At 62.4% G+C, this 23,571-nt stretch carries 18 protein-coding genes; 8 read left to right on the top strand and 10 right to left on the bottom strand.

The window, feature by feature from the left end; all coding sequences use genetic code 11:
* Positions 1–53: 53 nt before the first annotated feature.
* The 9 genes from HZY77_RS06010 to HZY77_RS05970 all read right to left on the bottom strand — a co-directional run bounded on the left by HZY77_RS06010 (position 54) and on the right by HZY77_RS05970 (position 13,611).
* Positions 54–1,307, bottom strand: coding sequence for an IS256-like element ISMaq7 family transposase (locus HZY77_RS06010; protein ID WP_296816209.1), 1,254 nt, complete (start codon positions 1,305–1,307; stop codon positions 54–56).
* Positions 1,308–1,370: 63 nt separating this feature from the next.
* Positions 1,371–1,907, bottom strand: a complete 537-nt coding sequence (locus HZY77_RS06005) for a hypothetical protein (RefSeq protein WP_296819748.1) — start codon at positions 1,905–1,907, stop codon at positions 1,371–1,373.
* A gap of 710 nt (positions 1,908–2,617) precedes the next feature.
* Positions 2,618–5,302, bottom strand: coding sequence for an aminopeptidase N (gene pepN / locus HZY77_RS06000; RefSeq protein WP_296819747.1), 2,685 nt, complete (start codon positions 5,300–5,302; stop codon positions 2,618–2,620).
* Between the two features lie 46 nt (positions 5,303–5,348).
* On the bottom strand, positions 5,349–6,494 hold the full coding sequence (locus tag HZY77_RS05995; protein WP_296819744.1) for a hypothetical protein: 1,146 nt from the start codon (positions 6,492–6,494) through the stop codon (positions 5,349–5,351).
* Positions 6,495–6,496: 2 nt separating this feature from the next.
* Entirely contained in the window at positions 6,497–9,268 is a 2,772-nt protein-coding gene (locus HZY77_RS05990) for an ATP-binding protein (protein WP_296819741.1), read from the bottom strand.
* Positions 9,268–9,732 carry a hypothetical protein gene (locus tag HZY77_RS05985; protein WP_296819739.1) on the bottom strand — a complete coding sequence of 155 codons (465 nt, stop codon included), beginning with the start codon at positions 9,730–9,732 and terminating at the stop codon, positions 9,268–9,270. The genes HZY77_RS05990 and HZY77_RS05985 overlap by 1 nt, the downstream gene beginning before the upstream one ends.
* 205 nt (positions 9,733–9,937) lie before the next feature.
* A complete protein-coding gene (locus HZY77_RS05980) occupies positions 9,938–11,212 on the bottom strand; it encodes a hypothetical protein (protein ID WP_296819737.1) in 1,275 nt (424 codons plus the stop codon).
* A protein-coding gene (gene prfB / locus HZY77_RS05975) for a peptide chain release factor 2 (RefSeq protein ID WP_363154415.1) occupies positions 11,212–12,316 on the bottom strand; the annotation gives its coding sequence in 2 pieces (ribosomal slippage) (positions 11,212–12,243 and positions 12,245–12,316; 1,104 coding nt in all). The genes HZY77_RS05980 and prfB overlap by 1 nt, the downstream gene beginning before the upstream one ends.
* Before the next feature lie 14 nt (positions 12,317–12,330).
* Positions 12,331–13,611, bottom strand: coding sequence for an MgtC/SapB family protein (locus tag HZY77_RS05970; protein ID WP_296819734.1), 1,281 nt, complete (start codon positions 13,609–13,611; stop codon positions 12,331–12,333).
* Between the two features lie 254 nt (positions 13,612–13,865).
* Between HZY77_RS05970 and HZY77_RS05965 the strand changes: the two genes are divergently transcribed.
* The 4 genes from HZY77_RS05965 to HZY77_RS05950 all read left to right on the top strand — a co-directional run bounded on the left by HZY77_RS05965 (position 13,866) and on the right by HZY77_RS05950 (position 16,154).
* Positions 13,866–14,915 carry a c-type cytochrome gene (locus HZY77_RS05965; RefSeq protein WP_296819732.1) on the top strand — a complete coding sequence of 350 codons (1,050 nt, stop codon included), beginning with the start codon at positions 13,866–13,868 and terminating at the stop codon, positions 14,913–14,915.
* Positions 14,912–15,304, top strand: coding sequence for a DUF302 domain-containing protein (locus tag HZY77_RS05960; RefSeq protein WP_296819730.1), 393 nt, complete (start codon positions 14,912–14,914; stop codon positions 15,302–15,304). Before HZY77_RS05965 ends, HZY77_RS05960 begins: the two co-directional genes overlap by 4 nt.
* Before the next feature lie 232 nt (positions 15,305–15,536).
* Positions 15,537–15,980, top strand: coding sequence for a universal stress protein (locus HZY77_RS05955; protein ID WP_296819728.1), 444 nt, complete (start codon positions 15,537–15,539; stop codon positions 15,978–15,980).
* A 36-nt stretch (positions 15,981–16,016) separates the two neighbouring features.
* Positions 16,017–16,154, top strand: a complete 138-nt coding sequence (locus HZY77_RS05950) for a hypothetical protein (RefSeq protein ID WP_296819725.1) — start codon at positions 16,017–16,019, stop codon at positions 16,152–16,154.
* 172 nt (positions 16,155–16,326) lie between these two features.
* Here HZY77_RS05950 and dsrA read toward each other — a convergent pair whose 3' ends face one another.
* Positions 16,327–17,601, bottom strand: a complete 1,275-nt coding sequence (dsrA, locus tag HZY77_RS05945; protein WP_296819722.1) for a dissimilatory-type sulfite reductase subunit alpha — start codon at positions 17,599–17,601, stop codon at positions 16,327–16,329.
* Positions 17,602–17,978: 377 nt separating this feature from the next.
* On the opposite strand from dsrA, the gene HZY77_RS05940 reads away from it, so the two are divergent.
* From HZY77_RS05940 to HZY77_RS05925, 4 genes are all read left to right on the top strand, one after another.
* A complete protein-coding gene (locus tag HZY77_RS05940; RefSeq protein WP_296819720.1) occupies positions 17,979–18,371 on the top strand; it encodes a response regulator in 393 nt (130 codons plus the stop codon).
* Between the two features lie 6 nt (positions 18,372–18,377).
* A complete protein-coding gene (locus HZY77_RS05935; protein WP_296819718.1) occupies positions 18,378–19,445 on the top strand; it encodes an HD domain-containing phosphohydrolase in 1,068 nt (355 codons plus the stop codon).
* Between the two features lie 50 nt (positions 19,446–19,495).
* Positions 19,496–22,027: a response regulator gene (locus tag HZY77_RS05930; RefSeq protein ID WP_296819716.1), complete on the top strand. Its 2,532-nt coding sequence runs from the start codon at positions 19,496–19,498 to the stop codon at positions 22,025–22,027.
* Positions 22,028–22,720: 693 nt separating this feature from the next.
* A complete protein-coding gene (locus tag HZY77_RS05925) occupies positions 22,721–23,569 on the top strand; it encodes an adenylyl-sulfate reductase (protein WP_296819713.1) in 849 nt (282 codons plus the stop codon).
* The last annotated feature ends 2 nt before the right edge of the window (positions 23,570–23,571 follow it).

Below are 23,571 nucleotides of genomic sequence, written 5' to 3'. Positions count from 1 at the left end.
TTAAAAACATCGATCGAAGTTCCAGAGTTATTGTCAAATCTGGTGTATGGGCATCAAGCCGCGTTCCTGTCTGATTGATCCTGTACTTGCTCGCCGTCCTTGAACTTCACGTTGTTGACCACGAGGGCCAGCAGATCAAATCCCTTGATCCGTTTCCAGCGCTTCTGCGCGGTTTCCAGTAACTTGTAGACCATCGCCAGCGTGGTCTCTCGGGAGCCGCAGTTCCGCGCTCTCTTGCTTCTCAGGCGCACCGTCGAAAACGTCGATTCGATCGGATTGGTCGTCCGGATATGGATCCAGTGTTCTGCCGGGAAGTCGTAGAAGGCCAGCAGCTCCTCACGATCCTTGCGCAGCCGTTCCATGGCGCCGGGATACTTCGACTCGAAGCGAACCAGAGTCCGGTCAAAGGCCTTGTGTGCGTCAGCCCGCGTCTCGGCCATCCAGATCTCATGCAGCGCCGCCTTGACTTTCGGTTGCACCGACTTTGGCAGCGCGGACAGGATGTTCGCCGTCTTGTGCACCCAGCAGCGCTGATGGCGGGTGTCCGGATAGCACTTGGCCAGTGCTTTCCAGAAGCCCAAAGCGCCGTCGCCGATGGCCAGCTTCGGGCTGGTCGTCAGGCCCCGGGCCCGCAGTCCCGACAGCAGTTCTGACCAGCTGGCCTCCGACTCTCGGTAGCCGTCCTCAACCGCAACCAGCTCCTTGCGCCCATGCTCCGTCACGCCGATGATCACCAGCAGGCAGAGGCGGTCATCCATGCGCACGTTGCTGTATACGCCGTCGGCCCACCAGTACACGTAGCGGCTTTGGCTCAAATCTCGCTGACACCACTCCCGGTGCTCATCGATCCAGTGCTGCTTCAAGCGACTGATGGTGTTGGCCGACAAGCCCCTGGCCTGATCACCCAGCAACGCGGCCAGTGCCTCTTGGTAATCGCCGGTGCTCACACCCTTCAGGTACAGCCAGGGAAGCACTTCCTCCACACTCCGGGCTCGCTTCAGGTACGGCGGCAGCAAGGTGCTGTTGAAGCGAACCCCGGAACCACTCCGATCCCGTACTTTCGGCACCTTGATGTCGACATTGCCGATGCCGGTCTGGACAGTACGCTCAGGCAAATAGCCATTGCGCACGACGGCCTGACGGCCATCCGGGAGCCGGTGCTCGGCATGCTGATCCAGAAGCGCCTGAAGCTCGGCCTCGACGGCCTGTGCGATCAGCTCCCGTGCCCCAGTCCGCAGCAGCTCGGTCAGCGGATCAATAACGTCTTTTTCTGGTTGTGGAAGAGTCTTCAGGGTAGACTTGGCCATGGCGTATCACCTTCTGTTGGTTGTTGATCTGGCGTGATCAATCAACAGGATACGCCATCCTTTCTACCTTCCCGTACACCAGAAATGACCATAACTCGAAGTTCCAGCACTATTCCCAATACTTCCAAAGCCGCCGGTAATCGTTCCCACGTTGGTTAACGAGGTAATTGTCCCTTGATTGGAAATTCCGTACCTAACTGTTGCATCAATTTGCCCAAAGTTGACAACATCAACATTGCCTCCGGCTTGGGTCCACAATCCCCATTGATTGTATGTATAGATTGACCCGTGATTGATCAAGGAGGCCGATGTTGCAGTGTTTAAAACAACCACCGCTCTACCATTCACACCAAAAGGTGCGTCGTTTGATACAGTGACTCCAGAGTTAATATCTACGGCAGCGCCAGTATCAAGCGTTAAACCTTTTACATTTCCTCCATCACAACTTGCTGCAATATCCAGGGCAGAGGTGACGGTAACACCACCATTACATAATGCAAATACTTGTCCTATATGCAAGGTGCCAAGTAAAACAGCAAGCTTAAGTAGATTGGTTTTACTTATGGATTTAATGTCACGCTCAATACGCTTTAACAACATAACTTACCCCTTATTTTTGTTGCGGCTGACGAGGTTACCGTCTCGCCAGACTTATTCGTGGTTGGCGCGTTTCTGTAATGTCGAAGTCCAGATATTCTGCGGGATTCCCTGGCCCGACGATGCTTCTTCCTGTGTTCTGCAGAGCCGTTTCATACTTCGCTGCTTTTGCAAGATCCGTTCTTCACGACGAATGTATGCGAATTGAGCATGGAGACAAGCTTTTACTCAGAAACTTTTAACAGATCAGCAAGTTATTTAATAACGGTTTCTTTCGCCACACCGGCCTTGATTCCCGCGATGGCAATGCTGCAAATCGAAGACACAGCAGGCCCCCTCGATGGCATGTAACTCACCCACCCTAACGGCGGTCCCATAAAATCCTGAAAGTGTAACAGCGCGGTACATAGACCCCTTCTGACCACCTACACTCGGGCTGGCGACTCAAACGCAGTTTTTCAGTATGGCCACGATTCAGAAGATCCAAGCCAAGGTCTCCTTCTGGTCGAGAGTGGGGTTCACCGGATTGGAAAGCAGCCGTCCGGCGTGAGTCCTGATCAGTGGCTGTTCAAGATCGCATAGCGGGCGGAGTTGGCTCGGAACCCGCCGGCAGCGGCCGAATACCAGCCGTAGCGACTTCTTCTCTGACTGGCCGCTACGGGCGACGGCAGCCCAGCAAAACTTCAGCCAACAAGCACCAGTGCGGCCGACGATCAAGCCTTCAACGCGTTCCCCACCACTTCCGCCACATCTTTCGCCAGCCCCTCGACCGCCGCGATACGCTCCAGCGCGGCGCGCGCATGGACCTGTCGGCTGGCGTCGAACTGCCGCCAGCGGTCGAAGCTGCGCGCGATGCGGGAGGCGACCTGCGGGTTCATGGCTTGCAGGTCGGCGATGACATCGGCGGCGAGCGCGTAGCCTGCGCCATCGGCGGCGTGGAAGGCGCGCGGGTTGGCGCCGCAGAAGCCGCGGATGAGGGCGTAGACGCGGTTGGGATTCTTGAGATCGAACGCCGGGTGGCGCATGAGTTCGCGCACGGTGGCGGCGCTGGTGGTGCGTGCGGTGGCCTGGATGGACAGCCATTTGTCGACGACCAGGGCTTCGTCGTGCCACGCGTCGTAGAAGGCAGCGAGCGCAGGTGCGCGTTCGGGCACGTCGAGCTGGGCCAGGGTGGCCAGCGCGGCGGCGACGTCGGTCATGTTGCCGCCGGTCTGGACCTGTGCAACGAGGCGCGGCACGACCTCCGCGGACGCGGCGTCGGCGAGATAAGCCAGACAGGTGTTGCGTAAAGCGCGGCGGCCGGCCTGCGCGCCGTCGGGCGCATAGTCGCCCGTGGGGGCAAGCGCCTGCCAGGCGGCTTCGAACCGGTCGCGCAGGGCGGTGGCAAGCGAGCGGCGCAGCGCGAGGCGCGCGGCAAAGATGGCGTCGGGATCGATGACACCGCCGGCGGCGGCGACGGTGTCGGCGAGCACGGTTTCGGACGGCAGCGCCAGGGCCTCGGCAGCCAGCGCGGCATCGCCTGCCAGGCCGTCGGCCAGCACGCGCGCGCAGGCGTGGACGAACGTGGAGGGAATCCAGGCGTCGCCCGCACCGCCTTGTGCAATGCCCGCCAGCAGCACGCGCGTGGCGAGGCGCTGGCCGGCTTCCCAGCGGTTGAAGGCGTCGGCGTCGTGCGCCATCAGGTGGGCGAGCTCTAAGTCGCTCTGCTCGAAGTCCAGCCGCACCGGCGCGGAAAAATTGCGCAGCAACGACACTACCGGCGCGGCAGGCACGCGCTCGAAGACGAAGTTTTGCGTGGGCTCGGTGAGCGAGAGCACGCGCGTGGTGCCGCTGGCCTCATTTTCACCGGCGAGTTGCAGCGTGGCGTCGCGGCCGTCTGGCAGCACGAGGCCGACGGCGACGGGAAGGTGCAGGGCACCGTCGTCCACGGCCTGGCCGGCATCGAGCAGCCGTTTTTCGTAGGCGGTGGACGCCAGGGTCTGCGTCAGCGTGAGCGTGTAGGTCTGCGCCATTGCGTCGTAAACGCCGCTTGCTTTGAGAACCGGCGTGCCGGCGCGCGCATACCAGCGGCGGAACTGTGCGAGGTCGACTTGGCTCGCGTCAGCCATGGCGGCGACGAAATCCTCGCAGGTGACGGCCTGGCCGTCGTGGCGTTCGAAATACAACTTCATGCCGCGCTGGAAGCCGTCTTCTCCAAGTAGGGTGTGGATCATGCGGATGACTTCCGCGCCCTTGTTGTAGACGGTGGCGGTGTAGAAGTTGTTGATCTCGGCATAGGAGGCGGGCCGGATCGGGTGCGCCATCGGGCCGGCGTCCTCGGGGAACTGAGCGGCGCGCAGGGCGCGTACTTCCTGGATGCGGGTGACGGCGCGCGAGTGCACATCGGCGCCGAATTCCTGGTCGCGGAAGACGGTGAGGCCTTCCTTCAGCGACAGCTGGAACCAGTCGCGGCAGGTGACGCGGTTGCCGGTCCAGTTGTGGAAATACTCGTGCGCGACGACGCGGTCGATGCCCTGGTAGTCGGCATCGGTGGCGGTGTCGGGCCGGGCCAGCACGTACTTGGTGTTGAAGATGTTGAGGCCCTTGTTCTCCATGGCCCCCATGTTGAAGTCGCCCACCGCCACGATCATGTAGCGGTCGAGGTCGTACTCCAGGCCGAAGCGCGTTTCGTCCCAGCGTATGGCTTTNTTCAGTGCGGCCATCGCATGGCCGCACTGGTCGAGCTTGCCGGGTTCGACAAAGATTTCGAGCCTGACCGGGCGGCCCGATGCGGTGGTGAACGTGTCTCCCAGCACATCGAGCCTGGCGGCGACCAGCGCGAACAGGTACGCCGGCTTGGGNAAGGGGTCCTCCCAGCGTACCCAGTGGCGCGCGGGGTCGTCGCTGTTGCCTGCGGCAACCGGATTGCCGTTGGCGAGCAGCACCGGGAACTGCTCGCGTGGGGCTTCCACGGTGCAGGTGAACACGGCCATCACGTCCGGCCGGTCGGGGTAGAAGGTGATGCGGCGGAATCCCTCGGCCTCGCACTGGGTAAAGTAGCCGTCCCGGGAACGGTACAGGCCGGACAGCTGGGTGTTGTGGTCGGGGTCGATGCGGACGACGGTTTCCAGCACGAAGGTGTCCGGCAGCGGGCCGGCGATGTGCAGGCGCGCGTCGGCGTAGCGGGTGCGCGCCGGGTCGAGTGCGGCGCCGTCGAGCGACACGCTCAGCAGTTCGAGTGCTTCGCCGTCCAGCACCAGCGGGCCGGCCGGCGTAGCCGGATTGCGGCGGCAGGCGAGCCGCGCGCGGACCTCGGCATGGCCCTCGAAAATGCCCACGTGCAGATCGACCGTGTCGATCAGCCAGGCGGGCGGGGCGTAGTCCTTGAGAAACAGCGTGACGGGGGTGTCGGTACGCATGGGGTCTCCAACAGTGGCAGAGCTTGAAAACGATGACATCGGGATGTTACAGGGCACCCTCCTGCTCGCCTTTGATGTTGTGTTGTTGCATGTAATCGAGCAGTTCGACTAGTTTTGCTGGTAATGCTGGCGTTTGCCTCAGTTGTGCAATACGTGCGCTGTCCCATGCGTTGAGGACACCGTGACTGGGTAGAGCTTGCAGGGTGGCGATGTCCATGTGCCAGGGCTGCCAGTCGAGGCCGGCTGCTTGCCACAACGAACCGGCCTGTAAGGCGATGGCGACACCGGCTGGATCGGGGTCGCAGGCGATGGCAGCGGGCGCGGGTACCAGTTTGAGCAAACGCGCCACAGCTTCGCGCCACCAGCCTGGCGGGAAGCCAGGCAGCCAGATAATGCCTGTATTGGCTTCGTGGGTGCGGGCGACGCGTTCGAAACTGGTACGGTTTTCCACCAAATGCCACCGTTCCGGTGTGCCGTTCGCGGAGTGGGCCGCAGTCAGAGTCGCCGGAGTCAGGGCACAGAAATCGGCGCAGGCGGCGAGGTTCAGCACGGCGTCCGGGAGACGAAGCTCAACCGGTGCAGCAATCAGCAGCAGAGGCGTGTGACGCTCGATACCCGCTTCGACAAGATCGGCAACCTCGTCGAGCCACGCCCAATCTGCCGTGGTAACGGCCTTGGTAGTTCCGCGTGCGAACAAGGCAAAGTCGCGCTGTGTGCCGCTGCGCTGCTCGTACTTCCAGCGCGCTAATGCCGCAGCGAGATCGGTACGTGCAAGTGCGGTTTTGGGCGGCAAGGTGTCGAGCGCGTCGAGTAGAAGCGTGTCGGGTGGCAACGTTGAACGCAGCGCATGCCATTGCGCCGCGGCGGCATCCGCATTGACGATACCGAGGGCAGCACGCAACGGCGCGGGATCGCGGAATTCCACTCGATAGGGCCACCATTCTGCGCGCTCGAATTTTTCGTCGAGCTGAATCCAGCCGTTATCGAGTAACCAGTCGAGCAGCGCCTGCGCCAGATTCTGTTGTCCCACGCCAGCGTCGCCCTTGAGCGTTTCCCAGCGGCTGTCGCCGCCGCGTTTGACCCAGCGTTTGAGCAATTGCCGCCAGTCGTGGGGCAGGCTGTCGAGTCCGCGCGGTGGTTGCTCGGATACGCGCAACCGCCGGGTTTTACTCTGTGGTGTGACGCGCAGCATGGTCAATGCACCGCCGAGGTATCGCGCATCAGCACTTTTACGCCAGGTGCCCAAGCCTCGCCCGGACGTTTCTTGAAGGTCACCAGCGTCAGCGTGGCCGGGTCGTAGATGTTGACGTTGTGCGTCACCGGAGTGGTGAGCAGATATTGCGCTTTCGTCGCTTTCAAGAAACCCGATACGCGCTCGATGTTGACGATATCCAGATGCGCAAAGGGCTCGTCGATGAAAACGAAGCCACCAGGGCGCGATTCTTCCATCATCAGCGCCACCAGCAGGATCAGCGACTTCATCACTTGCTGGCCGCCGGAGGCGTCGCCGTCGTTCATGCCCATGAAGCCCTTGGCGTCGAAGTCGAAGCGCACCGCTAGCCCGGCCTGCGCCAGCGTCATGTCGTCGTTGCCAAGTGCGACGGGTTCGTGCTCGACCTTGATGCCGGCAACTTCGCCCAACGTCTTGAGGTTTTTGGCGTAGCGGCCGACGGTGTGGCGCAGCACGGCGATGTAGTTTTCGCGCGCGGCCTGAGTCTGTTCGCTGGCGAGTGCGTTGTCGTGGCGGCGGGTGGCGAGGTCGGCTTCCATCTGCTGGTAGTTGGCAGCGATCTTGTCGCGCAGGGCGACGACGCTGTCGTCGGTTTCCCAGCTTTCGTCGGCGAACTTGGTGTCGATTTCGGCCAGGCGGCGGTCGATGTTGGTGGCATCGCGCCATTTTTCCACCAGCTGCTGGTTGGCTGCGGCGTCGCGCCAGGCGGCGGGCATCTGGCGGCGGTCGCGCCGCAATTGCAAGCAGCGGCGGATTTGTTCGTCGCGTCCGCTGCGGTTTTCGCGTTCGGCGATTTCGCGGGCGAGGCGGGCGAGGTTGGCTTCGAGCCCGCTCAAGGCCGCGCGCGCGGCAGCGACGGCTTCATCGGCGGCTTCGCGTTCCTGTTGCGCGTCGTAGACGCCGTTTTCGCGGCGACGGGCGACCAGCGCTTCGTAAGCGGTACGCACTTCGGCGAATTCGGCGGCGCGTCGGGCAAGTTCGCCGGCTGCGGCGTCGCCCGAGACGCAGGCTTGCAGGGTGCGGATTTTCTCGGCGAGATCGGCCTGCTGCGCCTTGAGCGGGGCAAGCTGCTTGTTGAGCGCGGTGCGTTCTTCACTCAATGCATCCAGCGCGGCGCGCCCGAACACGGCCTGTTCGGGCGCGGCGTGGCGGCTGCCGCGACGTTCGCGCAGATAGCCGGAACGGGTGATCCAGTCTTCTCCGCGCGGCAGCTTTGCGCCTGCTGCCACGTCGTCGACGCGACGCGTGCGTTCCAGCGTGCGCAAGAGCCATTCGGGCACGCGGCTGGTGAAGCGCACGACCTCAAGCAGCGAACCCTGGGGCGCGAGGCCGGGCGCGACGCACTCGGGCACGATGAACGAGCGGTACTTGAGCTTTTCGCCGATGGCCATGGCACGCTCGGCGTCGCGCTCGTGTTCGAGCAGGACGATGTGCGCGGAAGGAGCGAGCACGGCCTCGACCGCCGCCTGCCAGCCCGGGTCGGCGATCTCGACTACGTCGATGAGCAGGTGGTGGGCGATGTTGGCGGAGGTCAGCGCCTGACGGAACGCCGTGACGTGCGCGGGATCAGTGCGGCGGCCGGCGGCGAGGTTCTCCAGCATTTCACTGAGTTGGGCCTGGCGTTGTTCGAGCTTTTCGATTCTAAGCCGCAGGCCCGAGCGCTGGCTTTCCAAACGCTCGATTTCTCGCGCGTCGGCGACTTCGCCGCCGGCTGCCTGAACCTGTTCTTCTAACCGTTTTTGCTGTTTGACGATGACTTCAGCGCCGCCAAGTTCGCGGTTGATCGCGTACAAGGCGTCGTTCTGCGCGCGCTCGTTTTCGGTCGCGGCTTGCTTTCTCAGCAGCGCCTGATCGAGCGCTGTCTTTTGCATCTCCAGATCGAGCTGGCGCTGGCGCAGTTCGACCTGCTTTGCGCGCCATTCTCGGCGTTGTGTCAGCAGCGTGCGTGCGGCGTTCTCGGCTTCGCGTTGCAACAGACAGTGCTCCAGACGCGGGCGGATTTCGCTGACGAGTTCGACGCGTTCCTGGTTGAGGCGCTGCCACTCGCGATAGCGATTCACCTTCTGTTCGTGTTTTTCAAGATTGTTGCCGAGCGCTTCGAGCTGGTTCTGGCCGGCGTCTAGTTCGCGTGCGGTGTGTTCCTGGTGGTGGCGTGCTTCCAGGTAGCGGTCGAGCACGTCCTTGTCGCCGAACACCTGGAACACCAGATCCAGCAATTCCCGAGGCGAGAGTTCGCACAGCTTGTCGGTTTGTCCCTGTTCGAGCGAGAGCACGCGGGCGATGGCGGGCGACAGACCGGCGGAATGCAGGACGCGCTGGTAGTCGCGCACGCCGAATTCCTCACCCTGTTTTTCAAGGTCGGCCAGCGCGACTTCGCCGTCGGCGATCCAGTATTTGCGCGTCCAGTCGCCGCCTTTCTTGTCGATGCGGCAGGCCAGCGTGATGCGGTCGCTGGTGTAGGGCAGGCCAAATGGGCGGCGGCTGGACCCCGGCATGCGCTGATTGTCGATCACGCTGCGTAGCCAGCAGAAATCCTCGCCGTTGCGCCGTACGTAGCGTTTGTAATCGCGCTTTTTCGAGCAGTCGAGCGCCAACAGGGTGCGCAGCGCGTCGAGCAGCGTGGTTTTGCCCGAGCCGTTTGGGCCGGAGATGGTGACGATGGAGGCGTCGAGCGGTAGGCGGAAACTGCGCCAGAAGTCCCAGTGGACGGTTTCGAGTTCGAGCAGACGGAACATCAGGCATCATCCTCGAGGTTTGGTTCGCGTTCTTCCAATACGCCGCGTTGCTTGAGCAGGTCGGACAGCGCGCCTTCGAGGATGCGCGGAGCGAACTCGGCGTAGTCGAACGCAAGGTCGAGCAGCGGACCCTCAAAGATGATCTTGTTGCGGCGCTCGATAAAGCCCAGTCGCGACAGTTGCGGCAGTGCGAACTGCTGTAGGCGTGCCTTCCCGCCAAGCAGCTTGCCATAGTCTTCCAGCAACACGTTTTCCGGAATGCCACGCGACGCGTCGTGGGCGGAGGGGGTGAGTTTCACGATTTCGAACAACTCGTTCTGCGTGTGGGCTTGCGTCGATTCGCCGGCCAGCTGGCGTTCTCGCTTGGGCAGGATAATGAGCGCCCACAGGATGACCAGCAGCGCGACCGCATCCTTGGGCAGGCCGATATTCGATGCTTGCCAGGCATCGTGTTGCTCGAACACGGCGGCTTCCTGTTCGCGGGCCAGCGCAACCGAAATATGCGCGGCAAAGGCTGGGCCAGCAGGCGCAGGCCGCTGGCAGCGAGCCGCGTTTCGACTTCGTCGCGGAAGCTGGCATCGATCAGCAGGCGGCGCACGTCGGCATCGTCGCGCGGCAAATAGCGAAGCGCGAGCAGGCGGGCTATCAGATGGGCGGCGAGATCAGTGTTCATGCTGGAGACTTATCGTTGTTTTCCTGCGGCAGGATGCGGCCTGCGCTGATCCGGGCGACTTCGCCGCGGCCGACCGCTTGCAAGTCATCGCCCCATTGCAGCGTCAGCGGCAGGTCGGCCAGTGGCGAGAGTTCAGGGCCGATGTTGGTTTCACCGATCAAGGCGAGCAGCGAGAGGCGATAGGAAGCTGAGCCGAAGCTGCCGCCGACGACGGTTTCGGCGACGCTGATCGAGGCGTTCAGAGCGGCGAGCATGCGGGTGAGTTCGACGAGCTCACGCGGCGGTTCCAGCGGAATGTCGCGGGTGTATTCGATTTCGGCGGGCGCAGGCATGGCCGAGGTTTTGCGATTGGGTTGCTCGCGCGCGATGAATTCCTCGGTGTTGTCGAGCATCACGTCGGGCAGCACGAAGCAGCATTCCGGCGTGGTTGCTAGACATTTCTCGGCAAAAGCGGCGAGTTGGTCGAGCGATTGGTTTTTCAGCCATGCGGCGAGTTCGGACGTGGACAAGCCACCCTGCGACAGATGCACCTGTTGGCGCGCAATCGCCGCCAATTCGCGCTGGAACACCGAGGCCATGCGCAGCAGCCGTGACTGGCGCTGGCCAATACTTTGCGCGAGCCGCCAACTGTCGTCGTCGAGGCCGGCGTCGGCCAGGTTTTTCATCACTGCGTTGGCGCGATCAAGCCATTGCTGCACCGAGGCCAGTTTGGATTGCGCGGCGCGCAATCTGAACTCGGAGCCCGAAGCGACCGCCTGGGCAAATTCCTCTTCCAGCTCGCCGAGCCGTGCCAAAAGGTGGGATAAGGCCTCCGGGGCGAGCTTGCCGACCGCCGCGCCCGCCGCGACCTGCGCCGCCAGAAAGCCCAGTTCGCCGTCCGTCTCCAGGTTGAACGCGAGCAGGTTCGATAGCGCCGAGAGCACCATGCGGCCTTCGGTCGAAAGCTGGTACACCCGGCGCTCGCTGTCCCACAGCAGCAAGGCGTGTTCGCGCAGCCGCGCCAGCACGGTGTTGAGCTTGGTTTGCGAGAGGTAGGCGAAATGCGATTCGAGTTCACGCGGCGTCCATTCCGGCGCGTCGGCGCGCAGGCCGACTTCGCGCAGCACCATCAGACGGATCAGGACTTCTTCGTCGCCGCCGCGGAACAGCGCGATCAGCGCGCCGATCAATGGGCGCGCGGCGAGCAGCGGAAACAGCGGCGGGATGTCTTCCGCAATCAGGCCGGGGGCGAGAAATTCCGCCAGGCTCGCATCGTCGCCCGAGGCCTGCATCACACGCCCTGTTTCAGGCTCGCTTCGATGAACACGTCCAGATCGCCGTCGAGCACCTTCTGTGTGGCGGAGACTTCGACGTTGGTGCGCAGGTCCTTGATGCGCGAGTTGTCGAGCACGTAGCTGCGGATCTGGTGGCCCCAGCCCACGTCCGACTTGCCGGCCTCGAGCTTGTCCTGCTCGGCCTGGCGCTTGCGCAGTTCGGCTTCGTAGAGCTTGGACTTCAGCATCGACATCGCCTCGGCGCGGTTCTTGTGCTGCGAGCGGTCGTTCTGGCACTGCACCACGATGTTGGTCGGCAGGTGAGTGATGCGCACCGCGGAGTCGGTCTTGTTGATGTGCTGGCCGCCGGCGCCGGATGCGCGGTAGGTGTCGATGCGCAGGTCGGCGGGGTTGATGTCGACCTCGATCGAATCGTCGACCTCCGGGTAGACGAACACGCTGGCGAACGAGGTGTGGCGGCCGCCGGACGAATCGAACGGCGATTTGCGCACCAGGCGGTGGACGCCGGTTTCGGTGCGCAGGGTGCCGTAGGCGTATTCGCCTTCGATCTTGATGCTGGCGGACTTGATGCCGGCGACGTCGCCTTCGGATTCTTCCAGCAGCTCGGCCTTGAAGCCCTTGCGTTCGGCGTATTTCAGGTACTGCCGCAGCAGCATCGACGCCCAGTCGCAGGCCTCGGTGCCGCCGGCGCCGGCCTGGATGTCGACGAAGCAGTTGCTGGGGTCGGCCGGGTTGTTGAACATGCGGCGGAATTCCAGCGTGGAGACGTCTTTCTCGATGCCGGCGATGTCCGACTGCACGGCGGCGAGCGTGTCGTCGTCGTTTTCCTCGCGCGCCATCTCGAACAGCTCGGCAGCATCCTTCAGGCCCGACGCCACATGGTCTAGCACCTGCACCACGTCTTCCAGCGACTTGCGTTCACGCCCCAGTTCCTGGGCGCGGGCGGCGTCGTTCCAGAAGTCCGGCGCTTCGGACAGGCGGACGACTTCTTCTAGGCGATCTTTCTTGTGATCGTAGTCAAAGAAACCNCCTGAGTTGGGTGGCGCGCTCGCCCAGGTCGGCGAGTTTGGCTTCGATCTGATTGAGGCTTTCAGCTTCCATGATTGTGCTCGGGATTAGGCGGAAAAGCCGCGCATTATAGCCCACGCGACCACCAGTCCCAGGCCGATCGCGCCCATGCCCGCCACCGCATGGCGTGCCATCTGCCAGCCGCCGATGACCAGGGTGAGCAGCGACTTGAAGGCCAGGTTGGCCAGCGTGGCGAGCGTGACGACGTTGACTACGACGGCAACGGGCAGCTTGTCCAGGTCATACAGGCGCAAGCTGGACAGCGTGATGGCGTCCACGTCGGTCAGCCCCGATACCAGCGCCACTGCATACAGTCCGCGCGTTCCCAGCCAGTCCGACAGCCAGGCCGCCGCCAGCAGGACGATCGCATACATCAGACCGAAGCCTAGCGCCGTGCGCAATTCGGTGGGGTTGGCCATCGCCAGCGCCGGCATTTCGCCCTGCGGCCGCAGCAGCCGCACNCCGTAGATTGCGCCGAGGCCGCCGATGGCCAGGCCGCCGACCAGCACCGGCAGGAGTTGCGGCAGCACGCCGGGCGCCAGCACCGCGGCCAGCACGCCCAGCCGCACCTCGACCACGAGGTTGGCGAGCACGATGACGATCACGGCGATCGGCATCATGTCCCGGTTGGTGCGGGCGTGGCGGCTGAAGGCCAGGGTCGTCGCGGTGGACGACACCAGCCCGCCCAGCAGACCCAGCATCACCGCGCCCCGTTCCTGGCCGACCAGACGCAGCGCGGCATAGCCCGCCAGGCCCACGCCGGCGATCAGCACCACCATCCACCAGATCTGATAGGGGTTGAGCGCGCCGTAGGGACCGTAATTCCGGTTCGGCACCAGCGGCAGGATGATCAGCGCCAGCACCGCGAACTGCAGGACCGACAGCAGGTCGTGGCGGCTCATGCGCTGGCTCCAGCCGCGCAGTTCGGGCTTGAAATACAACAGCATGGTCGCGACGATGCCCAGCATGACCGCCAGCTGGATTTCGTCGTGCCACACCATCACGCCAAGGCCGTAGCACAGCATCAACGCCGCCACCGTCGTCGTGCCGGGATCGCTTTCCTGCTGCGCCGCATGTAGATAGGCCGCGATCATCATTGCGCCGACCAGGAACAGCCCCACCGCGATCAGCCATAATTCACCCAGGGTCGTTGCGAGATGTGCCGCCAGCACCCCGAGCAGCGCCGTCAGGGCAAGNGTGCGCAGGCCTGCCTTGGCCGCCGGATTACGTTCGCGCTCCAGGCCCATCAGGAGGCCGATTGCCAGAGCCACGACGTAGCGCGGCAACGAGGCCAGTTCGGGNGGCAACCAGTTGATCAGTTCTTTCATCGTTGTGCGTTCAAAGGGATGCGTGGAGTATCGTAGCGTCGGTTGGGCGCGGTTTTGCATGGCTTCCCGGCTTTGCAAAACCGATCGATACGGCTATAGCAGATAGGCAGGCGGGGCGATGGCGGGCTCCGCCTGCGCATATTTTTGCATGCCCCGGCAATCCATCGCGCGAAACCGGTTTGTTTTGGGGATTTACAGGTTTAGAATAAATATTAAGATATTTATGTATTCTTATTGAACGGAGAGAAACGCTCATGCTGCTTCGTCTATTTGCATTGATCCTGCTTGGCGGGTTGGGCTGCTCACAGGCCCAGGCGGATCTGAACGGCGCCAAGCTGTATGCGCGCAACTGCGCCGCCTGTCATGGCGAAAAAGGCACGGGCGGCATCGGTGTTCCCCTGGCGCTGCCTTCGTTCCAGGCCAGCATCAGCGACGACTATCTGCGCAAGACCATCCACCTGGGCCGTCCGGGCCGGGTCATGCCGACCTTTTCCAGCCTGAAGGAAGACGAAATCGACGCCATTGTCGGCTATGTGCGCTCCTGGAACCACGGACCGGCCGTCACCTATTCGGACAAGCCGGTACAGGGCAATCCGACACACGGCAAGCAGCTGTTCCAGAAATACTGCGTCGCCTGCCACGGCGTCAATGGCGAAGGCGCANAAGGCACCGGGGTGACCTTCTCGCGGCCGCGCGACCTGCCCATCATGGCGCCCGCGCTGCATAACCCCGGCTTCCTGGCTGCAGCGCCCGACGCCATGATCAAGGCCACGCTGATGAAAGGGCGCGCAGGCACGCCGATGGTGTCCTTCCTCAAGCAGGGGCTCAAGGAAAAAGACATCGACGACATCGTCAGCTACGTACGCAGCTTCGAGAAGCAACCGCTTGCAGGCTCGGCGCAGGTATTGCAGGCGGAGACTCCGGTGATCGTTCGCGACTCGCCCTATGACCTGAAAACCACCGTGGAAAACGTCAAGACGGCGGTGACCACCCACAACTTCTTCTATGGACGGGTGCAGACGCTGGAATATGGCCTGACCAAGCCGGAAACCGAAAACCCGAAACAGGTCATCGTCTATTTCTGCAACATCAGCCTGCTCAACCAGGCCCTGGCCATCGATCCGCGCGTGGGAATGTTCCTGCCTTGCCGCATCACCATCCTGGAAAAACCCGACGGCAAGGTCCAGGTGATGTCGGTCAACCCCAAGGTGCTGAGCCGGCTGTTCAACAATTCCGAGTTGAATGAATTGTGCGAACAGATGAAGCAGAACTACACCGCCATCATGGAGGAGTCGACGCTATGAAGACGCTGATGCAGAAAATGGGCGTCGCTGTCCTGGCGCTGCTTGCCCTCGGTTCGCCCGCCTTGGCGGAAGACCTGATCATGGCGCGCGTGAACGCGCCCTTTCCCGAGGCGATGACGCTGCTGCAAAGCGCCATTTCGTCCCGCGGCTATACGATCACCCGCCTGCAGCAGGTGAACGAGAACCTGGCCCGGCGCGAATTCAAGAGCGACATGTACCGCGTGGTGTATTTCGGCAAGCTGGATGAAGTGCGGCAGGTGACGGCCGCCCATCCCGAACTGATTCCCTTCCTGCCGCTGAACATCACGATTTTTGCGGAAGGCGAGCAGGCCATCCTGGTGGCGAGCCATCCGCAGGCGCTGCAGCAGTTTTCCCGGACCCGGCGCTGAAGCCCGTGCTGGAACGCTGGGAAAAGGACATGGATGAGATCATGGACGAATTGCGCGAGGGTGCCAACTCGTAAACGCAGCGTCCGCCGTCCCGCGCTTGCCACCCGGCAGCGTCGGACGGAAATCAATGGACTATGATGAATTCACACGGTCTGCAGCCTGTCATGAAGAGGGCTGATGGCTGCGAGGCGCCCCGGCTTCCCCGGACGCACGCACGTGAGAGAGGTGCATCATGTACAAGTCCATTCTGGTGGCGATCGATGGCAGCCAGACTTCCGAACTGGCGCTGAACGAGGCCATTCAATTCGCCAGGGCGGCGGGATCGCGCCTGCGCATTGTCAACGTGGTGGATGAAGTCAACCTCAACTGGTCTGAATTCCCGAACACGGCGGAACTCTGGAACGTGCTGGCCGCCAGCGGGCGAGCGCTACTCGGCAAGGCGGCTTCCACGGCAGCCGAGGCCGGCGTCGAGGCCGATACCCGGCTGATCGAACTGGACAGGTTGGGCGATCGCATCCCCGATGTCCTGGCGCGCGAAGCCGACGCCTGGCCCGCCGATCTGATCGTGGTCGGGACGCATGGCCGGCGCGGTCTGAGCCACCTGTTCCTGGGAAGCGTCGCCGAGGGAATCGTGCGCGTGGCGAGCAAGCCGGTCCTGCTCGTTCGCGGCAAGTAGCCGTGCTTTTCTCCCATTCGCGATAAGGAGAGCAAGATGAACGCAAGGCTGAATGACGTGCTTGTACACATCAACGAAACGCTCGACGACGAGGCGTTGTATCGCCTTGAGGAAGGCATTCGCCATGATGCGGGCGTGATCTCGGTGGGACATCGCCCGGAAAAACACACATGATCATGGTGGTCTACGATACGGACGCCACGCGGGCGTCCAGCCTGCTCCATCGCTTCGAGGAACGAGGACTGCACGCCCAGCTTGTCGGGCTGTGATGCCGGCCTACTAGCCCATCAGACAACTCGGAACCCGCGCAAGCGCAGGCGACGTCATGCGGCCATATCGGTCCCGCTCAGGCCGCTTTCTGCTTGTATTCCACCCACTTGGCTACCTGCTCGTCCCAGTCGTCGGAGCGGAAGTAGGGGTTGGAGCGCGGCTCCTTGATCATGTTGGGATCGACCGGGATGTCCATGCCTTCGAGGAAGTTGGCGAGCCCGATCCGCTCGATCATTTCGCCGGTGCGCTCGTGGTCGAGCGCGTTTTCCGCGAAGAAGTCGAGGATGTTGCGCGCCAGTTCGTTCAGCTTCTCGAAGTCCTCGTCGGTTTCCAGCTTCATGAACGGAATGATCACGCTGCCCATGGTGGCGCCGATCTTCAGCACGCCCTTGCCGCCCACCAGGATGGACACCCCNTTGTCCTTGCCGGGCAGCAGACCGCCGGGAATGACGTTGAGGCAGTGCATGCAGCGCACGCAGTTCTTGTTGTCGATGCACAGGGCGTTGCCGTCGCCGAGATGCGCCACCGAGGTGTGTTCGCCCGCCTGCACTTGATCGGCCGGCACCACGGTAATGGCCTTGGTCGGGCAGCGGCCGACTACATCGTTGTAGAGGTCGTGCATGCCGTGCACCTTATAATAGTCCTGCACCAGCGTCTCGTTGATGCGAATGTTGTCGCGCCAGGTGCCGATGGTCGCCATGTCGGAGCGCTGGATGGCGTTGACGCAGTCGTTCGGGCAGCCGGAGAACTTGAACTTGAACTTGTAGGGCAGGGACGGACGGTGCATGTCGTCCAGGTTGTTGTTGATGACGGTGCGCAGCGCGCGGGCTTCGTCGAAGCACGACATTTCGCAGCGCGCCGAACCGACGCAGGACATCGAGGTGCGCAGCGCCGGGCCGGCACCGCCGAGGTCGAAACCGATCTCGTTGAGGCCGTTGAACACCGCCTGCACGTTTTCGCTGCTGACGCCCTGGAACATGATGTCGCCGGACTGGCCGTGGAACGCGATCAGCCCCGAGCCGCCGTTGTCGACCCACACGTCGCACAGCTTGCGAAGCAGGTCGGAGGTGTAGTGCATGCCGGCGGGCGGCTGCACGCGCAGGGTATGGAATTCGGCGGCCTCGGGGAAGAGCGGCTTGCCGGTTTCGTCCTTCAGTTCGGTGAAGCGCGGAATGATGCCGCCGCCATAGCCGAACACGCCGACCGTACCGCCTTTCCAGTAACCCTTGCGGGTTTCGTACGAGGTTTCCAGCTGACCGATCAGGTCAACCATCATGTCGTTGTCCTTGGCCAGGCGCTTGAGGCCGGTTACAAAGCTCGGCCACGGCCCGCTTTCAAGCTGGTCGAGCATGGGGGTGTCATGGAGGGCGAGTAGACATGGCAGTCTCCAGGGAATAAGGAAGACCTTCTCCAGTATAGACAATACTTGAGTGATTTTCTCGGGATTATCCAAATGGGTAGGTGGAGTGATAAGGCGTTGTTTTTGTTTAACCTTGTCGTCGTGCCAACGCCATTTTCCATGTCGCGTGCTTGGGCCGTTATTTAGATGACAGTCCCTGAAGCCGTAAACGGCATGGTGGTGGTTGCGCCGGCAGTCGATTTGATGAGATGGCCTATGCTGTGCTGTAATCGAAGCGTGTGCCGGTCTTGCCGGACGTATCGACACGAACACCAAAATAAAAATCAAAGCGGGGAACAGTCCGAACCGGAAGGCCGAGGAAATGTGCCGTGGCAACTGTCCTGATCATCGAAGACAACCCTCACAACATGAAGCTGGCGAGCTTTTTGTTGGAAAACGCCGGATACACGACATTGCAGGCGAGCGACGCGCAAGCCGGAATCGCGTTGGCGCGGATGCATCGGCCTGACATCATCCTGATGGATATTCAGCTGCCCGGGATGGACGGACTCGCTGCCACCCAAGTGATCAAGGCCGATGCCGGCTTGCGGCACAGCAAGGTTTTTGCGCTCACGGCCTTTGCCATGAAAGGCGACGAGGACAAGATCCGGGCGGCGGGCTGCGACGGCTATATCGCCAAACCCTTCAATTACCGAACGTTTCTCGAAACGATCGCAGCCGCGCTTCCCGCCGGCGCGACCGTGGACCTGCAGGGAGAATAGGCACACATGGACGCCGCCGTCATACAANAAACCATCCTGATCGTCGATGACGACGCCAAGAACCGGGCCCATCTCTCGCTGCTGCTGAAATCCGAAGGCTATCTCACGTTCGAAGCGCAGACCGGCGAAGCCGCCCTCCAGTGGGCGACGACGGAGAAGCCGGACCTCATCCTGCTCGATGCCATGATGCCGGGCAAGGACGGCTTCCAGGTCGCGGCGGAACTCAAGGCTGCCGATGCCACCCGGGCCATCCCCATCATCATGGTGACTTCCCTGTCGGGACGCGAATCGAGGCTGGCCGCCCTGCAGAGCGGTGTCGAGGAATTCCTCACCAAGCCGGTGGACCGCGCGGAATTGTGGGTGCGCGTCCGCAACCTCTTGCGGCTCAAGGAATACAGCGATTTCCTGACCAACTACAACCACACGCTGGAAGTGCAGGTGAGGGAGCGCACCGAGCAACTCGTCGAAAGCCAGTTCGACACGCTCTACACCATTTTGCGCGCAGCGGAATTCCGCGACGAGGAAACCGGGGCGCACATCCGCCGCATCAGCCACTACTGCAAGCACCTGGCCGGACAACTGGGGATGCCGCAGGACTTCGTCGAGACGATCTATCATGCGAGCCCGCTGCACGACATCGGGAAAATCGGCGTGCCGGATATGGTCCTGCTCAAGCCCGGCCGCCTTGATCCGGTGGAGTGGGAGAGCATGAAGTCCCATGCCGAACTCGGCGCCAGGATCCTGGGCGGCGGGAAGACCACCTCGCCCTACACCCGGATGGGTGCGGCCATTGCCCAGAATCACCATGAANAATGGGATGGCAGCGGCTATCCAGGTCGGCTCGCGGGGGACGCCATCCCGCTGGAAGCGCGGATCATGGCGATCTGCGACGTATACGATGCGCTGCGCAGCGTACGCCCCTACAAGCCCGCCTTTACCCACGAGCAGGCCTTCAGCCTGATCGTCGAGGGCGACGAGCGGACCCACCCCAGCCACTTCGATCCTGCCGTGCTGGCCGCGTTTATCCGCTGTGCCGACGTATTCAACGACATCTATCAATCGCACACCGACTGAGCGATGGCGCGCGCACCCATCTCTCCGATCACCCCGACACGGACCTCGCCATGACAGAATCGACAAACTCCGGAAACGCCCGGGAGCGGGCCCTGTGGTATGGCCATGCGATGGAACAGCTGGTCGAGGTCGTGCAACGCCTGTCGATGGCGCGCGACCTGGCCACGGTGATGGACATCGTCAAGCATGCGGCGCGTGCGCTCACCGGCGCCGACGGTGCAACCTTCGTGCTGCGCGACGGCGACAAATGCTTCTACGCCGACGAGGATGCGATCAGCNCCCTGTGGAAAGGGCAGCGTTTTCCCATGGATGTCTGCATCAGCGGCTGGGCCATGTTGAACCGGCAGCCTGCCGTGATCGAGGACATCTACGCCGATTCGCGCATTCCCGCCGATGCCTACCGCCCCACTTTCGTCAAAAGCCTGGCGATGGTGCCGATCCGCACCCTGGATCCGGTGGGCGCCATCGGCAACTACTGGGCAGAGCGGCATCAGCCGAGCCCCGAGCAGGTGAAGGTGTTGCAGGCGCTCGCGGACACGACGGCGGTCGCGCTGGAGAACGTCCAGGTCTACGCGGAACTCGAGAAGCGCGTGCGCGAGCGCACCCTGGAGCTGGAAACCATCCTCGACAACATCCAGGTGGGTGTGGTGTTTTCCACCCACAACCGCATCGTGCGCGCCAATCCCAAGACGGCCGACCTGTTCGGCACGGTTTCGCCCGACGCGCTGGCGGGTACGCCGATCGGCTCGCTGCTGCAGCCGGCAGGAAACGGGACGCTATGGGGCGACCCCGGGCAGGAACGTGCGCCGAGCGAGCTATTCGATACCGAAATCCAGCTGAAGCGCCAGGCCGTTCCGTTCTGGGCGCACGTCGTCCACAAGCCGCTGGATCCCGAGCTTTATCCGGACGGCGCGATCTGGATGATCAACGACATCAGCGCCGCCAAGGAAAAGGAAAGCCTGCTCATCCAGATGCGCCAGGCCGCCGAGGAGTCGACCCGCTTCAAAAGCGAATTCCTGGCCAGCATGAGCCACGAACTGCGCACGCCGCTCAACGCGATCATCGGCTTCTCGGAAGTGTTGCGCGACGGCCTGGTCGGCGAACTGAACGACAAGCAGCACGAGTATCTGTGCGACATCTTCGACAGCGGCCAGCATCTGCTCGCACTCATCAACGACGTGCTCGATCTGTCCAAGGTCGAGGCGGGCAAGATGCACCTGGAACTGGAGAAGACCGATCCCATTCCCCTGTTGGGCGGCAGCCTCTCCATCGTCAAGGAGAAATCGCTGGCGCACCGGATCAGCCTGAAGCTGGACGTGCCCGAGGAGATCGCGCCGTGCTGGCTGGATCCGCGCAAGCTCAAGCAGATCGTCTACAACCTGCTTTCCAATGCGGTCAAATTCACGCCGGAAGGCGGCGCGGTCACGCTGCATGCCGGCGTGGTGACGCGCGAGGCGGCGTTACAGCGGGCGGGCGACCTGCCCGAGGTGCGCACCCCGCTTCCCGAAAACGTCGATGCCTTCCTGCAGATCGACGTGTCCGACAGCGGCATCGGCATCGAGGCGGACGACATGGCGCGGCTGTTTCAGCCTTTCGTCCAGATCGACAGTTCGCTTTCTCGCCGTTTCGAAGGAACAGGTCTGGGTCTGGCGCTGGTACGCAAGCTGGCGGAGCTACATGGCGGCGCCGTGCGGGTGGCCAGCCTGCCCGGCCGCGGCAGCCGCTTCACGGTATGGCTGCCTTACCGCGACACGCCCGGCGAAGCGGACAGGCAGGCCATCCTGGTCCGGCCCGATGCCACGCCGGTGGTGGCGGAAGCACCGCGGGTGCTGGTGGTGGAAGACAACAATCAGGCGGCCGATCTCATCCGCATGCAACTGGAGGCCAACGGCTGCGAAGTCATGCGCGCGGCGTCGGCCCAGATCGCGCTCTCCATGCTGAACGAGCCGCCATGGCCCGACCTTATCAGTCTCGATATCCTGCTGCCCGACATGGACGGCTGGGAGCTTCTTGCCCGGATCAAGCAGNACCCCCAGTTCGCGCAGACCCCCGTGGTCATCATGTCGATCGTCGCCGACTGCAGCAAGGGTTTCTCGCTGGGGGCCGCCGAGGTGCTGCAAAAGCCCGTGTTGAAGGATGGCCTCGATGCCGCGCTGGAGCGGCTCGGGCTCGGGCGCACCGACGAAACCGACGAACCGCGGACCATCCTGGTCGTGGACGACGATCCGCATGCAGTCGAACTCGCCATGGCCTACCTGAGATCCCTCCCTTTCAAGGTGCTGCAGGCGTCTGGCGGGGCCGAAGGCATTTCGATGGCGAAAACCCATTTGCCCAGTCTGATCATCCTCGATCTGATGATGCCGGAGGTGAGCGGCTTCGACGTGGTGGAAGCGCTCGCCGCGCATCCCGAAACGGCCAAGATCCCCATCCTTATCCTCACTGCCAAGCTGCTGACGGAGGAGGACCGGCACGCGCTGAACGGCCGCGTCACCCAGATCATGGAAAAGTCGGATTTCAACCAGCGCCGCTTCATGAGCGAAGTGTGGCGGGCGCTGGGCCGCAGGCAGTTTGTCCCGCTGTAGTAACCTTCAGAAGAGTGCATGATTTGAGAGTGTTGGCTGGCGCATGTTCGGCAGAGACACCTAGTCACCTGTGCCCTCAGGGTGATTGAACGGCAGGTGTCACGTGCTTTGCTGACGCTGGAAACGAACTCGGTCTGAAGAGCCACTCGCATTCGGTAGGTTGGCAACGGGGATCCACTCCGAGTGGCCCAACTCGGCTAGCCGGCCAGATTGTCTTTAAAATCAATCTCAGCGTCGCGGATCTTGCGATGTTGCCAGTGTCGGGATCGACGCCCGCCGGCGCTTCTCACCCGCCGAATATGGATAACAGACCTGTCGGAGCATGCCGATACTGTCGTAAGTTTCGTCTGACACCATGCGGGCTGGCGCCGGCAACGGGCTGTTAAGCCGCGAATAAGAAGCTTGCTTGATGAGGCGAATAGAAAATCTCCGCATTGAGAACCACCGACGTTCGCCGCTTCTTATTCTCGGCCGACAACATTTTCCTTGAAAATAAATTTGCCAGCCCTATGGTGCATGAACTGGCTTGCGCTATGTGGGCCGGCCGAGGAATACCCAATCATCGGACAACAGCGAATAGCGATTTGGGGCATCGGGGCGGTGTGTTCTGCAACATGCATCTGTAGTCGCCTAGTTATTTCATATACGAAGGGCTCGTGTTCGTATTTTTGAGACCTGAGGAGACCTGAACCCATGATCGCTAGCAACCCTTTCGCCGAACTCGCCGCCGTCATCCCCCGANCTGCCATGCAGGCTTACGTCGTACTGATGGTTGTTCTAGTGGTGGTCGGGACGATACTCGACATGTTGCACAAGAAAAGTGCCCAGTACTTTTTCGAGAATGCCAGGCAGGCCAGAAAGAACGCGACACGCATGCTCGGCGCCGGGGAANAAAGCGCACTGGCCTTGAAGACCGTCGCCAAGGAGGTGCTGACCTCGGGCGAATTCAACAATCCCAAACGCCGCGTTTCGCATCTCTTCACCATGTACGGCTTCATCATTTTTGTCGTCACGACGGCGATCCTGATCTTTGCCTATCCGACCCCGGAAACTCCGGCACCGACCGTCCTGCCGCTGCTTTGGCACCTGGGCGCGGCCATGCTGTGCGTGGGCGGGTACTGGTTCTGGTTCAGCATCCGTGTCGACGTCGCCTCCGAAGGCGTCAAGTGGTATCAGCTGAACGGGCGCGGCGACCTTTTCATCATCGGTCTGCTGGGCATGGCCAGCTTCGCGCTGCTCTGGTCCTTCACCATGGGCGCCGGCGTGCTGAATATGCTGTTCTTCGTCCTGTTCGTCGCCTTCAGCACGCTGCTCTTCGGCTCGGTGTACTGGTCCAAGTTCGCGCACATGTTCTTCAAACCCGCGGCAGCGTTCCAGAAACGGATCATCAAGGCGGATGGTTCGAGGGAAAACATGCCCGCAATCTACGATCCGTCGGATCCCGACGTGCAGGCGCGGTTTCCCGATGTCGCGGCCTACATAGGCGCCAACCCGCCCAACATGGGACTGGGCATCAAGCGTGAAGCGCCCAACCATTTTTAGTC

Source organism: Thiobacillus sp. (assembly GCF_013693775.1).
Lineage (GTDB): Bacteria > Pseudomonadota > Gammaproteobacteria > Burkholderiales > Thiobacillaceae > Thiobacillus.
Note: the sequence above shows the minus strand (reverse complement) of the source record. Positions and strands in the feature narration are given on the sequence as shown.